Origin of the sequence: Erwinia sp. V71 (assembly GCF_965644245.1) — a bacterium.
In the GTDB taxonomy this organism is placed as follows: Bacteria; Pseudomonadota; Gammaproteobacteria; order Enterobacterales; family Enterobacteriaceae; genus Erwinia.
This window is the reverse complement of record NZ_CBFFRK010000114.1, coordinates 1-14,243: the sequence shown is the minus strand read 5'-3', so window position 1 is coordinate 14,243 and position 14,243 is coordinate 1. Positions and strand designations below refer to the sequence as shown.

At 54.9% G+C, this 14,243-nt stretch carries 11 protein-coding genes and 1 pseudogene; 3 read left to right on the top strand and 9 right to left on the bottom strand.

Annotated elements, in window-relative coordinates; genetic code table 11:
- Nucleotides 1–85 precede the first annotated feature (85 nt).
- Nucleotides 86–2,389: pseudogene (locus ACSZO1_RS18135) on the bottom strand (alpha-2-macroglobulin family protein); the annotation flags it as partial.
- A gap of 264 nt (nt 2,390–2,653) precedes the next feature.
- On the opposite strand from ACSZO1_RS18135, the gene sseA reads away from it, so the two are divergent.
- Entirely contained in the window at nt 2,654–3,502 is an 849-nt protein-coding gene (gene sseA, locus ACSZO1_RS18130) for a 3-mercaptopyruvate sulfurtransferase (protein ID WP_437615106.1), read from the top strand.
- A 36-nt stretch (nt 3,503–3,538) separates the two neighbouring features.
- Here the strand turns inward: sseA and sseB are convergent, their stop codons facing one another.
- The 5 genes from sseB to trmJ all read right to left on the bottom strand — a co-directional run bounded on the left by sseB (nt 3,539) and on the right by trmJ (nt 8,656).
- On the bottom strand, nt 3,539–4,309 hold the full coding sequence (gene sseB / locus ACSZO1_RS18125) for an enhanced serine sensitivity protein SseB (RefSeq protein WP_437615101.1): 771 nt from the start codon (nt 4,307–4,309) through the stop codon (nt 3,539–3,541).
- A gap of 85 nt (nt 4,310–4,394) precedes the next feature.
- Complete coding sequence (gene pepB / locus ACSZO1_RS18120; protein ID WP_437615099.1) at nt 4,395–5,681, bottom strand: aminopeptidase PepB; 1,287 nt, start codon at nt 5,679–5,681, stop codon at nt 4,395–4,397.
- Nucleotides 5,682–5,888: 207 nt separating this feature from the next.
- The gene (locus ACSZO1_RS18115; protein WP_437615097.1) at nt 5,889–7,073 is read right to left on the bottom strand and encodes an IscS subfamily cysteine desulfurase; all 1,185 of its coding nucleotides are present in this window, start codon (nt 7,071–7,073) and stop codon (nt 5,889–5,891) included.
- A gap of 160 nt (nt 7,074–7,233) precedes the next feature.
- Nucleotides 7,234–7,752, bottom strand: coding sequence for a Fe-S cluster assembly transcriptional regulator IscR (gene iscR / locus ACSZO1_RS18110; protein ID WP_437615095.1), 519 nt, complete (start codon nt 7,750–7,752; stop codon nt 7,234–7,236).
- A 175-nt stretch (nt 7,753–7,927) separates the two neighbouring features.
- Nucleotides 7,928–8,656: a tRNA (cytosine(32)/uridine(32)-2'-O)-methyltransferase TrmJ gene (gene trmJ / locus ACSZO1_RS18105; RefSeq protein ID WP_437615093.1), complete on the bottom strand. Its 729-nt coding sequence runs from the start codon at nt 8,654–8,656 to the stop codon at nt 7,928–7,930.
- 120 nt (nt 8,657–8,776) lie between these two features.
- On the opposite strand from trmJ, the gene suhB reads away from it, so the two are divergent.
- On the top strand, nt 8,777–9,580 hold the full coding sequence (gene suhB, locus ACSZO1_RS18100) for an inositol-1-monophosphatase (RefSeq protein WP_437615091.1): 804 nt from the start codon (nt 8,777–8,779) through the stop codon (nt 9,578–9,580).
- Between the two features lie 33 nt (nt 9,581–9,613).
- Here suhB and ACSZO1_RS18095 read toward each other — a convergent pair whose 3' ends face one another.
- Nucleotides 9,614–10,612 carry a nickel/cobalt transporter gene (locus tag ACSZO1_RS18095; protein ID WP_437615089.1) on the bottom strand — a complete coding sequence of 333 codons (999 nt, stop codon included), beginning with the start codon at nt 10,610–10,612 and terminating at the stop codon, nt 9,614–9,616.
- Complete coding sequence (locus tag ACSZO1_RS18090; protein WP_437615105.1) at nt 10,603–11,208, bottom strand: DUF1007 family protein; 606 nt, start codon at nt 11,206–11,208, stop codon at nt 10,603–10,605. Before ACSZO1_RS18090 ends, ACSZO1_RS18095 begins: the two co-directional genes overlap by 10 nt.
- A 183-nt stretch (nt 11,209–11,391) precedes the next feature.
- On the opposite strand from ACSZO1_RS18090, the gene csiE reads away from it, so the two are divergent.
- Complete coding sequence (gene csiE / locus ACSZO1_RS18085) at nt 11,392–12,660, top strand: stationary phase inducible protein CsiE (RefSeq protein WP_437615103.1); 1,269 nt, start codon at nt 11,392–11,394, stop codon at nt 12,658–12,660.
- A 99-nt stretch (nt 12,661–12,759) separates the two neighbouring features.
- Here the strand turns inward: csiE and glyA are convergent, their stop codons facing one another.
- Complete coding sequence (gene glyA, locus ACSZO1_RS18080; RefSeq protein ID WP_437615087.1) at nt 12,760–14,013, bottom strand: serine hydroxymethyltransferase; 1,254 nt, start codon at nt 14,011–14,013, stop codon at nt 12,760–12,762.
- Between the last annotated feature and the right edge of the window lie 230 nt (nt 14,014–14,243).

The window sequence follows — 14,243 nt, the reverse complement described above, 5'->3', positions numbered from 1 at the left end:
GTTCCGGCAGCCTTCAGTGGTCTTTGCAGAGTTAAGACAGGCGGCTTAGCGTTGCACTTCGAACTTGAATCCGCCCACTGGCTTTTTCTCCCGGGCGATAAGCCGGTTTATCCAGCTTAAGCTTGACCTGGTCCGGACGCAGTGCGCCGCTGCCATCGGTATTATCCTGCCAGCTATAGCCCGCCCAGAAGCGAATGCTGCTGAACGCCGGGCTGTCGTTACTGCGCACTTCCAGCCGATATGATCCCCAGTCCACCGGGAATTCCACCCGCGCCACACCGTCGGCAGTCAGGTTAATCTGACGTTGATCTTCTACCAGATCTTTCTGGTCATAGCGTGACTGCCAGCCTTCGCCGTCAGAAAAACTCCAGTAATAATCACGGCGTTCGCGGATCAGTCGTACATCGACATTCTGTGCCGACAGCTTTTCGCCGCGCACATTTGCCAGCACAATATCAAAGGCGGCATTGCTGCCCTCTTCCACCATTGGCTGGCTGCGATAGCTGTCACTGCGGTAGTCATAGACATCTTTATTACCGAACTGTGGCCGGATACCCGGTAGCGCTTCCGCAGGCCAGATGGCCTGGCTGACACGACGGGTGACCGGACGGCCACCGCTCTCCAGCAGGCTGGCCTGCAGGATCAGGTTGATCGGCGAGTGAACATCTTTCCAGTCCGATGCCACGGTCACCTCAGCATCCCCCTGCGCATCCAGCGTCACATCGAGCTCATCAAGGTTGCGTTTCACACCCTGTTCATCAATATCGCCAAACTGATAGCCCGGCAACGCCGCGACAGCATCACGTTTCGGGCGCAGGAAAAGTTGCCCCTGCAGACGGTTACCTGCCGCAGGTGCACCGTACAGATAGCGACCATTGACGGCAAACGACACATCATCAGCAGGCTGCAGCGGCGTATCACTGGCTTTCAGCGCCAGCGCCATACGTTCTGGCAGAAAATCTTCGACACTGAATCGCCAGTTACGCGGACGATCGTCCCCCGTATTGACCCGTAGCGTCCAGTTGCCGGTTGCGGCCGACGCCGGTAAAGAAAAACGATACTGATAAAGACCATTTTCCGCCTGCCAGACCTGTTTGCGCGCCACTTCACCATCCGGTTTCACCACCTCCAGCCGCAACGGCTGTGCAGGCAGCGGTTGACCATCCGCATCCCTCAGCAGGGCATTAACGATGACCGTTTCCCCCGGACGATACAAATCACGTGGCCCAAAGATAAACAGCTGCCTGTCATACCCTTCCGGCCCGGCAACAGCGAATTCGGCCAGATCCAGTGCCGGACGGCTGAGATCCAGCAACGTAGTTTGCTGATCTTTGGTTGCCAGCAGCAGTTTCGCTTTGGCGCTGGCTTTCAGTTGCGCATGCCCCTGTTGATCGCTGACGGCCTGCTGCAGTGTCTGCCCTTTGTCATCCAGCAGAGTCAGAGTGATGCCAGACAGCGCCGCGCCATTTTCCAGGCTCTGGCTGAAGACATCCATCTGCGTTGGGAACTGATGCAGCGACAGGCCAATGTCACTTAACGTGAACAGGGTTGCGGCATTACTGTAATTGTAAGAACCGGCTTTTTTCATCACCGCCAGATAAACACCAGGCTGTTTGAACGCCTCAATATTGCTCAGCGGCAACAGCATTTTTTCCCGGGTATTGCGCGCGGGATTGAGATCAAAACGGCCACTGTAGACCAGGTCGGCTTTCTTCAGCAGCTCTTCCGACTGCCAGCTCTGCAGACTGTTGCCATATTCCCAGGAGGAGATGAAGGCGCTTAATGAGGCAGGTTTGACACGGAAAAAATCGACATCCACGCTGGCGACATTCAGCGCCAGAACAGGCAGTCCCTGCACCACACGGGTGGGCAGCAGTGAACCGCGGCTGGCGAAACCGACCATCGGTTCCACATCACGAGTGGAAATCTCCTGTTCGACCGACTGATCCAGTTGTGCACCATTCGCCGCTTTCAGCCCGCTGTCAACGCTGGCGATAAGTTTACGATTGGGTTCAAGGTGGCGAAAACGCAGTTCGCGGTGATTTGGCGACAGCTCTCAGCCACCATCCAGCGCGCCGCTTTTGCTGTCCACCAGATGCAGTTTTTGCGCGAAGTCCTGTTTATCGTCCAGCGCCACGGAGAACGTGGCGACCAGGGTACTGGCACCATCCAGCTGCACTTCAGAGATATCGACGACTGTCAGCGGTTTGCCTTTATCACGCTCCGCTTCGGCTACTTTCTGCGCCGCAGTGAGTTCCGTCTGCTGCGTTGCCGTGCTTTTTTCCGCGGCGGCTGTTGGTGGCGTTTGTTGATCGTTATTATCGCATCCCACCAGCAGCGCCAGCGCCAGTAACACCGCGACACCTGACCCCGTTCTCAACCTAAACATACGTTCTCCATGGCATAACAAGCCGGCAAAAGGTGAATGATATTATGGCGGGAAACCCGAAAGAGCGACCAGGCAAATTTCTGAATTTGCGGGCGATTACGCAACAAAAAGAGGGGACGTTATGGCGGATGCACTTTTTTTCGAGACGTGTCGTAAAATACATTTAAGATCATTCGCATAATGCGATTTGTCTTGTGATGCGCTGGCAAATCGCCCACACTCACTCTCAGCACTTCGATGACTCAGACCGATAATGAGGCCGCTATGACCACCTCCTTCTTTGTTACTGCTGACTGGCTTGCCGAACACATGATTGAAAATGATGTGCAGGTACTGGATGCGCGTATGCTGCCGCCAGGTCAGGAGCAGGTACGCGATATTCAGGCCGAGTATCTGGCAGGCCATCTGCCTGATGCGCCATTTTTTAATATTGAAGCACTCTCCGACCACACCAGCCCTTACCCGCATATGCTGCCGCGCGCGGAAACGTTCGCAGTAGCGATGCGTGAGATGGGAATTAACCGCGATAAACATCTGGTGGTCTACGACGAAGGCAATCTGTTTTCCGCGCCGCGTGCCTGGTGGATGCTGCGCGCTTTCGGTGTCGACCAGGTGTCGATTCTGGCGGGCGGGCTGGCAGGCTGGAAGCAGGCGGGTTTGCCGCTGGCAACCGGAGCAGTATCACTGGCTGAGGGTGAATTCGATGCCGAATACGATGCCGACCTGGTGCGCCGGGTAACCGATGTACTGCTGATCAGCCATGAAGGGACGGCACAGATTGTCGATGCGCGTGCAGCGAACCGCTTTAATGGCGAAGTCGATGAGCCTCGTCCAGGTCTGCACCGCGGGCATATTCCCGGCAGCCTGAATGTGCCATGGAACGAACTGGTCGCGGATGGGCAGCTCAAACCCGCAACAGAGCTGGAAGCGATTTTCCAGCGTCATGGCGTCGATCTGACGAAACCGATTGTTGCCAGTTGCGGATCCGGCGTGACAGCAGTGGTGCTGATTCTGGCGCTGACCACCCTCGGCGTGGCAAATGTGAAACTGTATGACGGTTCGTGGGGCGAATGGGGCAGCCGCGACGATTTGCCAATAGAGAAGAATGTCTGACGTGTAAATGGCCGGGATAACACCCCGGCCACAATGTTACAGGTTGATCACTTTAAAATCGCGCAGGAAGCTGCCCCAGCGACGCTCATAAAATGGCGTGATATGCGCGGTAAAGAAGTGGCTGATGCCTTTGTCGCCATCCACAATCTGGCAAATATCCACCGGTTCGTCGCCAGGCAGCGTACCCGTCGCCACACTGCCCGCCGCACGAATAATCGCATCAATATCGCTGTCAGCTTCAATGCCAATCAGCAGATTAGGCGCGTCTTCCGCTGACTCTTTAATGTGCGCCACATAAGCACGCCGTACCTGTTTGTATTTTGCAAACAGCTGGGTCAGGGAATCGATCACCTGTGCTGGAGGTTCGGCAATTTCCGACAGCAACAGAGACGTGCCACCTTCCAGTACCTGCTGCTGGCTGAGCGCATTGCCCTCTTCACCTAACAAATGCGCAATTTCTCGCGGTGAAAACTCTTTGCCAGCAGGCAGTTTTGGGTTGAGAAACAGGGTTTCACCCAGCGTCATCTCGAATAATGTACGTACCGGCATAATCAGGTATGCCTGTTCGTCACTGACCGCCTTCTGCAGTGCCTCAACAGAGGTGAAAAAAGGAATGACGCTGACGCCATCATCTTTTTCCCAGTGCTGCAGATCCACAGCGCTGCTGTCTCCAGGTTGCCCCGTAGTGCTTTCACCCAGCACCCAGACACTGGCATCCATCAGCAACGCAAAAAACTCAGGCCAGTGAGCAGGTTCAGTAGCCGCCTGTTTCAGCACTTCTTCAAGGCGGTGATTCGCTTGGTTCATGATGTTATTCCGGACAATCAGTGGCTGGTGCGGCAACAGTGACACACCAGCATCAGAGAGCCGGATAACTCCGGCCCGTTAAGCGTTATTTTAACAGCAGGTTGGCGATAGTACGCACACCAAGACCGGTCGCACCGGCTGACCACTGCTCTACCGCGCTTTTACGGTAGGTAGCCGAGCAGTCGATGTGCAGCCAGCCTTTCTGATAGTTCTTCACAAAGTGCGACAGGAAAGCCGCGGCAGAACTGGCTCCGGCGGTGTGCACCGCGCTGGCGATGTTGTTCAGATCGGCGAAGTTAGAAGGCAGGTGGCTACGGTGGAATTCCGCCAGCGGCAGACGCCAGAATGGCTCGTTCTCACTTGCCGCACTTTCCAGCAACTTGTTCGCCAGTTGATCATCAAAGCTGAACAGCGCATGGTAGTCGTTGCCCAGCGCCGTTTTCGCCGCGCCAGTCAGGGTAGCAGCATCGATGATCAGCTCCGGATTCTGTTCACTGGCATCGATCAGGCCATCCGCCAGCACCAGACGCCCTTCCGCATCGGTGTTCATCACTTCAACGGTTTTGCCATTACGGTATTGAATAATATCGCCCAGTTTAAAGGCATTGCTGCTGACCATGTTTTCCGCGCAGCAGAGATACAGTTTGACGCGTTTTTTCAGACCGCGAGAAATCGCCAGTGCCAGTGCACCAGTAAGCAGTGCTGCACCGCCCATATCGGATTTCATTGAATCCATAAACGCGCTCTGTTTCAGGCTGTAGCCACCGGTATCAAAGGTAATGCCTTTGCCTACCAGGCAGGCAAACACCGGCGCATCTTCTGTACCTGCCGGATTATAATCCAGTGCCAGCAGCGTCGGGCGGCGTTCAGATCCGCGACCTACCGTGTGAAGTCCCATATAACCCTGCTCGCGCAGATCGTCACCGTGGGTGATACGGAAAGTGACGACTTCACCACCGACTTTGGTCAGCAGCTCAGCAGCTCTGCCCGCCAGTTCCGCAGGGGTGATGTTTTCAGCTGGCTGGTTGATGATGTCACGCACCCAGTCGATATGCTGCAGGCGACGATCAAACTCAGCCTGCTCACTGTCATTAAGCGTAGCCCACTCAACCTTACGCTCCCCTTTGGAAGCACGGTAGCCCTGCCAGAATGCCCAGCTTTTTTCCAGATCCCACCCTGCACCAATCAGTGCAACGTGGCGAATACCCTGTCCGTCGATTTTGCGTGCGGCGCGCTGAATGGTCGCCAGCACATCGTTGCCAGTCAGATGAATGGTGATGCCGTTGTCATTACTGCTGAGGCTTGCTTTTTCGCCCCAGCGTGCATCAGCCGCTGTCGTTGACAGGGTGATGTTCATCGCTTCAGTAGTCATCGCATGGCTCCTTGTTCGTTATAGTGTGTCTGATATATGCGTCGGTGTAGCATCATACAACGCTTCGCCGATTTCGCGACTATACGTGTCATTCCGTGTCATATTTATTTCTTCTCTACCCTAAATAAAACAGGCCGGATAAAATCCGGCCTGCTGAAGGGTTGCTCTGGTTGTCTGACTGACGTCAGAATCCTGGATTTGGGTTAATTATTTACCCGCTTTAAATGCCATCCACTTTGGTGAAACGTCACGCAACCGGCCAATTGCTTTCACTATCAACGGGATCGCGTAATCAATCTCTTCTTCTGTGGTGAAACGCCCCAGCGAGAAACGGATTGAGCTGTGCGCAAGCTCATCAGATAGGCCAATCGCCCGCAACACATAAGACGGTTCCAGGCTGGCGGAGGTACAGGCCGATCCGGAGGAAACGGCCAGATCTTTCAGCGCCATAATCAGCGATTCACCGTCAACATAGTTAAAGCTGACATTCAGAATACCTGGTGCGCTCTTCTCGCTGTCGCCATTAAGATAAACTTCGTCAATCTGCCGGATGCCGTTCCACAGTCGGTCACGCAATGCGCGCAAACGCTCCCCTTCACTTTGCATCTCTTCTTTCGCAATACGGTAGGCTTCCCCCATACCGACAATCTGATGCACCGGCAGTGTACCGGAACGCATGCCACGCTCATGGCCGCCACCGTGGATCTGCGCATCGAGATGTACCTTCGGCTGACGACGCACATACAGTGCACCAATGCCTTTTGGGCCATAGACTTTATGCGCTGAGAAAGACATCAAATCCACCGGCAACTGGCTGAGATCGATGGGCAGTTTACCCACGCTCTGCGTCGCATCAACGTGGTATAACACGCCACGTGCACGACACAGCTCACCGATGGCAACAATATCCTGCACCACACCAATTTCATTGTTAACGTACATAACCGACACCAGAATCGTGTCATCGCGCAGTGCGGCCACTAGCTGTTGCAGGTCAATCAGGCCATTGCTTTGCGGCGTCAGATACGTTACTTCGAAGCCTTCCTGCTCCAGCTGATGACAGGTGTCCAGCACCGCTTTGTGTTCCGTGACACAGGTAATAATGTGCCGCCCTTTCTGCTGATAGAAACCCGCGATGCCTTTGATAGCGAGGTTATCTGATTCGGTCGCACCGGAAGTGAAGACGATTTCACGCGGGTCCGCGCCCACCAGGTCAGCAATCTGGTTGCGGGCGACATCCACGGCCTCTTCCGCCTGCCAGCCAAAACGGTGCGAGCGGGAAGCCGGGTTACCGAATATGCCATCCTGGGTCAGATGCTGCATCATCTTCTCCGCCACACGCGGGTCAACAGGCGTGGTGGCCGAGTAGTCCAGATAGATCGGTAATTTCATTGCGCGTTCAGCTCCGTACATCACTTATATAGTTAAAGCGGGATCATAGTGGGTTTTATGGCGTGGATCTTCGCACATCGGGGCGCAACAGACCAAAAAAATTGCGGCGCCCTGTTGGACGCCGCATTGAAAGACTTTACTGCCTGAGAAAGATTAACGCTTAAGCGCGCAGCTTAACGTTAATGGTTTCCTGTACGCGGCCGTTTGGCAGGAAGCGTGGGTCAATGGTGTTCTGACGCTCAACCACGCTGTTCTGACGGTCTGCAACATCAAGGATTTCCTGATTATTCACCAGCTCAGCCAGGGTAATATTGTTCAGGAAATCACTGATACGCTCGCTCAGGTCGCGCCACAGTACGTGCGTCAGGCAACGCTCGCCACCCTGGCAACCTTCTTTGCCCTGGCATTTGGTCGCATCTACCGACTCATCGACAGCAGTAATCACTGCGCCAACCGCGATCGCACCCGCATCTTTACCCAGCAGATAACCGCCGCCCGGGCCACGCACACTGGCCACCAGGCCATGTTTACGCAGACGCGAGAACAGCTGCTCAAGGTAAGACAGAGAAATACCCTGACGTTCTGAAATATCCGCTAACGGTACTGGTCCCTCGTGGGAGTGCAGTGCAACGTCCAGCATGGCGGTAACGGCATAACGGCCTTTAGATGTCAGTCTCATAGCTTTGGCGACCTCGGTTAAACCCCTGTAAGCGGGCAGTTAACAAACTTTATGGACGCAAGTCTGACATTCCTGAGTAATTTGGTCAACTATTTAACCGAGTAATTTACTCAAGTATTTTTCTTCGCCGAAAAAAACAGCAGAGATCAGAATATTTCCCTGTTAAATTAACAGGTTATTTCCCGCCTTTGCTTTTCTCCAGCGATGACAGCATGCCGCGCAGGATGTTCAGCTCATCACGTTCCGGGCGCGCACGGGTATAAAGACGACGTATTTTGCTCATCACCTGACCCGGATTTGCCTCGCGGATAAAGCCACTGTTCAGCATCAGTTGTTCCATATGCTGGTAGAAGCGTTCCAGATCGTCGACCAGCGGATAAGGCGATTCGGTGAACTCCGGCTGCGCCACTTCCTGCGACTGTAAAAATGCCATGCGCACTTCATAGGCGATAATCTGCACCGCCATCGCCAGGTTCAGCGAGCTGTACTCCGGACTCGCGGCGATCGCTACATGATAGTGACATTTTTGCAGCTCTTCGTTGGTCAGTCCGACACGTTCACGACCAAACACCAGCGCTACCGGGTCCTGCTGGCCTTCTTCGATACTTTTGATGCCACACTCACGCGGGTCCAGCATCGGCCACGGCAGTGAACGGGAACGTGCGCTGGTGCCCACCACCAGACGGCAACCGGCAATCGCCTCATCAAAGGTGTCGACAATTTTGGCATCACCGATCACATCGCTGGCCCCCGCCGCAAGGGCGATAGCCTGAGAATCGGGTTTTACCAGTGGATTCACCAGATAAAGATTGGACAGGCCCATGGTTTTCATCGCACGTGCGACGGAGCCCATATTGCCGGTATGCGAGGTTTCAACCAGAACGATACGAATATTTTGCAGCATAGAAATAGCAGGTCAGTGAAATAATTGCGTGATACTAACATAAATGCAGGACATTGCGCGCGCGCCCTGATATACTCCGCGCCGTTTTTCCCGTTCTTTAACATCCAGTGAGAGATACTGATGCATCCGATGCTCAACATCGCCGTGCGCGCTGCGCGCAAGGCCGGAAATTTAATTGCCAAGAATTATGAAACCCCGGACGCCGTTGAAGCGAGCCAGAAAGGCAGCAACGACTTCGTAACTAATGTTGACCGCGACGCTGAACGCCTGATTATTGAGGTGATTCGCAAATCTTACCCTAAGCACACCATCATCACCGAAGAAGCGGGTGAGCTGCAGGGCGAAGACCAGGATGTACAATGGGTTATCGATCCACTGGATGGCACCACCAACTTCATCAAACGCCTGCCGCACTTCGCGGTGTCTATCGCCGTACGCATTAAAGGCCGTACTGAAGTGGCGGTGGTTTACGATCCAATGCGCAACGAACTGTTCAGTGCCGTACGTGGCCAGGGCGCACAGCTCAATGGCTTCCGTCTGCGCGGCAGCAGCGCACGCGATCTCGATGGCACTATCCTTGCCACCGGTTTCCCGTTCAAACTGAAACAGCACGCCACGCCGTTTATCAATATCGTGGGCAAGCTGTTTACCCAGTGTGCCGACTTCCGTCGCACCGGTTCTGCTGCGCTGGACCTGGCGTACGTCGCCGCGGGTCGCGTTGATGGCTACTTCGAAATTGGCCTGAAACCGTGGGATTTCGCGGGTGGTGAACTGCTGGTTCGTGAAGCGGGCGGTCTGGTGACTGACTTCGTTGGCGGTCATAACTACCTGCAATCCGGTAATATCGTTGCCGGTAACCCACGCGTTGTGAAAGCCCTGCTGGCTAACATGCGTGATGAACTGAGCGAAGCGCTGAAGCGTTAATCGTTCTCTGGCGGGCCACCTATGGCCCGCCTGCTACAGTATCCTCCGGATACCGCCCCCCAGTACCGGCTGCGCACTCTGCCACAGCATCACACCCGCGATAACCAGCAAAACGCCCCCTGCCAGCGCCAGACTCTGCAACGCCACCTTCTGCCAGCCCGCCGACCGGGTATGACGGCTTAAACGACCCGCCAGTGCGCGCGACGTTTGCACCAGCAATGCCATCGCCGATACCGTTACTGCCGTGCCAAGCGCCATTGCCAGTGCGGACAACACCCCCCACCAGTAAACACCAATCACTTTGGCAAACAGCAGCATCATCAGTGCCCCGGAACAGGGACGCAACCCCATTGAGATCACCACCAGGGCTTTGGTTTTCCAGCCAACGGCCTGCGCCAGCTGGTTACTGTCCGGGATATGCTGATGACCACAGCCGCAATGCGCATGATGCTGATGATCGGCGGGGCGAATGGCATAAATCTGCAACGGCGTTGCCGGTCGCAGTAAGCGCCATAACTGCCGCGTTGCACGCCAGCACAGCCAGACGCCCAGTCCCGCCACCAGCAGATAACTGCCCTTTTCCAGCCAGTAACTGCTCAGATGCAGCTGACGTGATGACAGTTGCAGCACCACCAGCAACACCGTCACCAGCGCAATCGCCACCATGCCCTGCACCACCGCTGCGGCCAACGTCAGCTGTAAGCTGGTTTTCACTTTTGTCGGATGCGTGGCAAGGAAAGTGGCTATCACTACCTTGCCGTGCCCTGGCCCGGCAGCATGCAAAATGCCATACATCACGCTAAAAGCGAGAAGCGCCAGCCCGGCGCGATGCGGATTCAGTTCCACCTGTTGCAGTAACGCTGTCATCTGCTGATGCAGGCCTTTCTGCCACTGCACGCTTTGCAGCAGCAACTGCGGCCACTGTTGCCACAGCCAGAAACCGGCTGCGATAAACAGCAGCGCAGTGAGCAGCAGCGGTATGGCGGTCAGCCAGCGACGCCCGGCAGGCTGGCGGGTAAGACTCACTGACATGCCAGTGTCACCGTCTGAGCAAACTGGCGGCCCAGGTCCATCTCTTCCGGCGGCGCGTCAGCTTTATCCAGCGACAGCGCATACTGCTGCAGCGATGTATCCGGTTTCGGTGTTTTCAGCGTCAGCTTGCACTGCTGTTGCAGTGCTGCAGGTAACTGCAGTGCTTTCTCGTCGTCGTAATACATATCGACAAAGTACGTGGGATCAAACGTCATAAAGGTATAGGTCTGTCCGGTTAAAGGTTGCGCCTCTGCCAGCGGCATCACAAATGTCAGCACCGCCTGGTGTCCCTCACGCGCCAGATGGTATTCCGACGGCAGGTTGTTAAATTTCACGCGCTGACCGTTGTGCCAGAACTCGGTGAAATAGTGCTGACCCAGTACATTTGCCATCACTTCCGCCGCCAGCTTTTTCCACACCACCGAATCAGGCTTTGCCTTACCGGCGTCATACAGCAGATCCGCTGAGGTGATTTCATCCATCTTCCACACCATACGCAGCGCATTCAGTTTGCCGGGTTCGTTGCTGACCAGCGTGGTTTTGATATCAATAAAACTGTGGGGATGCGCCAGCACCCGTGGAGACATGAGTACCATAGTAACGATAAGTATCTGTCGCCACAGAGTGTTATAATGTAACAAAATACGCTTCATCCGCTTTCCTGATAATAAATTCTGTGACGGCTCTTAAACGTCTGAACAAAAAACGACTTCTTATCACGTAGTGGAATGATTCCTGGCTACGCTTAGTTCAGTTATGACTAACTGGAACAGTGAATGATGCCAGATGCTCCATCAACATCACCTCTCTTCTCCGGTTCTCAGCGCCGCTGCCATCTGCTGTTAACACTTTATCTGCCCGATACCGTGGTCACCCCCGATACGCTGCGCCAGATCAATGGCGTGGACAGTGAGTGCATCCGGCAAGATATAGCGGAGGCAGATGCAGAAATCCAGCGCTATCATCAGCTTGCTATTGAAACGCAGCAGGATGGCAGCTTACGGTTGCAGGGTGCGGAACTGGATCGGCGATTGTGCCTGCTGCACTGGCTGCGACGAGCCCTGCGTCTGACGCCCGATTTTGTCGCACAGCACTTCACTCCGGCCATCAGACAGTGGCTGAAAGCGTGCGGAATTGAGAAATCTGTCTGCGATGAAAAGAATTTACAGGCGCTAATCCAGCACTGCGCCAGTCTGCTGCAGCGCGACTTTAACCCGCGCGACCGTCAGCTGTTACAGCTGTTTATGCAGTTTTCACTCTGCCAGCAGAGCTATGTCAATTTTACGCCAGCACAGCAGCAGTGGCTGGCGGCTAAGGCGGAACGTCTGGCAGCGCAGGAGGTGGTCCGCCACTGGCAGAAACGCTGTCACGCGGCCCCGCACAGCAACGAAATTGATTTTTATGCACTGCTGTTTAGCCTGATTTATGCCCCCGCCGTCGGGACAATCCGCCATGACAACGAACACCAGCTGATGCAGGCCGTGCAGCTGCTGATTCACCGCTTTCAGACGCTCTCCACCCTCAGGTTCAGTGATGAGCAGGGACTCAGCGCGCAGCTCTACACTCATCTGGCACAGGCGCTGGATCGCAGCCACTTTACCATTGGCATCGACAGCAGCCTGTCAGAAGAAGTGACACGTCTCTATCCGCGCCTGCTGCGCACCACTTACAGCGCGCTGGCGCCTTTTGAGCAACAGTATGGCGTGCGTTTTTCTCCGCAGGAAGCCGGACTGATTGCGATTATTTTTGGTGCCTGGCTGATGCAGGAGAATACGCTGCAGGAGAAGCAGGTGTTACTGCTGACCGGCCATGACAAAATACGCGAGCAGGAGCTGGAGCAACAGTTACGTGAAATGACGCTACTGCCGCTGAACATCAAATATCAGGATATGACGGAATTTCAGCGCGACGGCGCGCCGAAAGAGATTGCGCTGGTGGTTTCCCCCTACGCCACGCCATTGCCTCTCTACTCTCCGCCGCTGGTGCACGCAGAATTGCCGCTGACGGAAAATCAGCAAAAGCGCATTCGCGCATTACTGGAAGCCTGAAGACTATTTCAGGTGTAAAAGGCAAAAAAATAACGGAGCACAGTGTGCTCCGTTATCAGCAATCATCACCGGCAGCAGAAGCTGCCCGGAAATGTTAACTTACGCGTAAACCGGGAAGCGGGCGCAGATATCGAGAACCTGCTTCTTCACACGCTCTTCAGTCGCGGCATCGTTGATATTGTCGAGAATATCGGCGATCCAGCCAGCCAGTTCACGCACTTCAGCTTCTTTAAAGCCACGACGGGTCACTGCCGGAGAACCAATACGGATACCGGAAGTGACAAACGGGCTCTTCGGATCGTTAGGCACGCTGTTTTTGTTCACGGTGATATTAGCGCGACCCAGTGCAGCATCGGCTTCTTTACCGGTCAGGTTTTTGTCAACCAGATCCAGCAGGAACAGGTGGTTATGGGTGCCACCGGAAACCACGTTGTAGCCACGTGCCAGGAACGCTTCCACCATTGCTTTGGCGTTTTTCGCGACCTGCTGCTGGTAGATTTTGAACTCAGGCTCCATCGCTTCTTTCAGCGCCACCGCTTTACCGGCGATCACGTGCATCAGCGGGCCGCCCTGGCCACCCGGGAAGACAGCAGAGTTCAGTTTTTTGTACAGCTCTTCGTCACCGCCTTTCGCCAGGATCAGTCCGCCACGCGGACCCGCCAGGGTTTTGTGGGTGGTGGTGGTCACGATGTGGGCATGTGGCACCGGGTTTGGATAAACGTCAGCCGCGATCAGACCCGCAACGTGCGCCATATCAACAAACAGGTACGCGCCGATGCTGTCAGCGATTTCACGCATTTTTGCCCAGTCGCACACGCCAGAGTAAGCGGAGAAGCCACCGATGATCATTTTCGGTTTGTGTTTCTGCGCCTGCGCCGCCAGATCGTCATAGTCGATCTTGCCGGTTTCATCGATGCCGTAAGGCACCACGTTATACAGTTTACCGGACAGGTTTACCGGAGAACCGTGCGTCAGGTGACCACCGTGCGCCAGGTTCATACCCAGAATGGTGTCGCCTGGCTGCAGCAGAGCGGTATACACCGCGAAGTTAGCCTGAGAACCAGAGTGTGGCTGCACGTTAGCGTAATCCGCGCCAAACAGCGCTTTTGCACGGTCAATCGCCAGTTGCTCAACGATATCAACGTATTCACAACCACCGTAGTAACGTTTGCCCGGATACCCTTCCGCGTATTTGTTAGTCAGCTGTGAACCTTGCGCCTGCATTACACGCGGGCTGGTGTAGTTTTCTGAAGCAATCAGTTCAATGTGCTCTTCCTGACGCACTTTCTCTTGCTCCATCGCCTGCCACAACTCGGCATCATAATCGGCAATGTTCATATCACGCTTTAACATCCGCATCTCCTGACTCAGCTAACTAAATAAAACGGCAGTGAATGGCCCTTAAGGGCGAAGGCACACAGTGTAAACTGTTTTACCGGGTCATGGATAGCCGCACGAGCAGCTTTTTACGCAAACGATTGGCTCACCGTCTGGCAAGGGTTTGTTCGTAAGCGTCTCATCCAGACCGTCTTTTATTTTTGCCCGTGTTTTCTACCATGGACACTTTCGCGAACATGGACTCT

What these genes read in the sequence shown, in the direction of transcription:
- sseB (WP_437615101.1), bottom strand. Translation starts at nt 4,309, where the DNA reads ATGAACCAAGCGAATCACCGCCTTGAAGAAGTGCTGAAACAGGCGGCT.
- ACSZO1_RS18090 (WP_437615105.1), bottom strand. Translation starts at nt 11,208, where the DNA reads ATGGTACTCATGTCTCCACGGGTGCTGGCGCATCCCCACAGTTTTATT.
- ACSZO1_RS18115 (WP_437615097.1), bottom strand. Translation starts at nt 7,073, where the DNA reads ATGAAATTACCGATCTATCTGGACTACTCGGCCACCACGCCTGTTGAC.
- glyA (WP_437615087.1), bottom strand. Translation starts at nt 14,013, where the DNA reads ATGTTAAAGCGTGATATGAACATTGCCGATTATGATGCCGAGTTGTGG.
- iscR (WP_437615095.1), bottom strand. Translation starts at nt 7,752, where the DNA reads ATGAGACTGACATCTAAAGGCCGTTATGCCGTTACCGCCATGCTGGAC.
- trmJ (WP_437615093.1), bottom strand. Translation starts at nt 8,656, where the DNA reads ATGCTGCAAAATATTCGTATCGTTCTGGTTGAAACCTCGCATACCGGC.
- pepB (WP_437615099.1), bottom strand. Translation starts at nt 5,681, where the DNA reads ATGACTACTGAAGCGATGAACATCACCCTGTCAACGACAGCGGCTGAT.
- ACSZO1_RS18095 (WP_437615089.1), bottom strand. Translation starts at nt 10,612, where the DNA reads ATGTCAGTGAGTCTTACCCGCCAGCCTGCCGGGCGTCGCTGGCTGACC.
- sseA (WP_437615106.1), top strand. Translation starts at nt 2,654, where the DNA reads ATGACCACCTCCTTCTTTGTTACTGCTGACTGGCTTGCCGAACACATG.
- csiE (WP_437615103.1), top strand. Translation starts at nt 11,392, where the DNA reads ATGCCAGATGCTCCATCAACATCACCTCTCTTCTCCGGTTCTCAGCGC.
- suhB (WP_437615091.1), top strand. Translation starts at nt 8,777, where the DNA reads ATGCATCCGATGCTCAACATCGCCGTGCGCGCTGCGCGCAAGGCCGGA.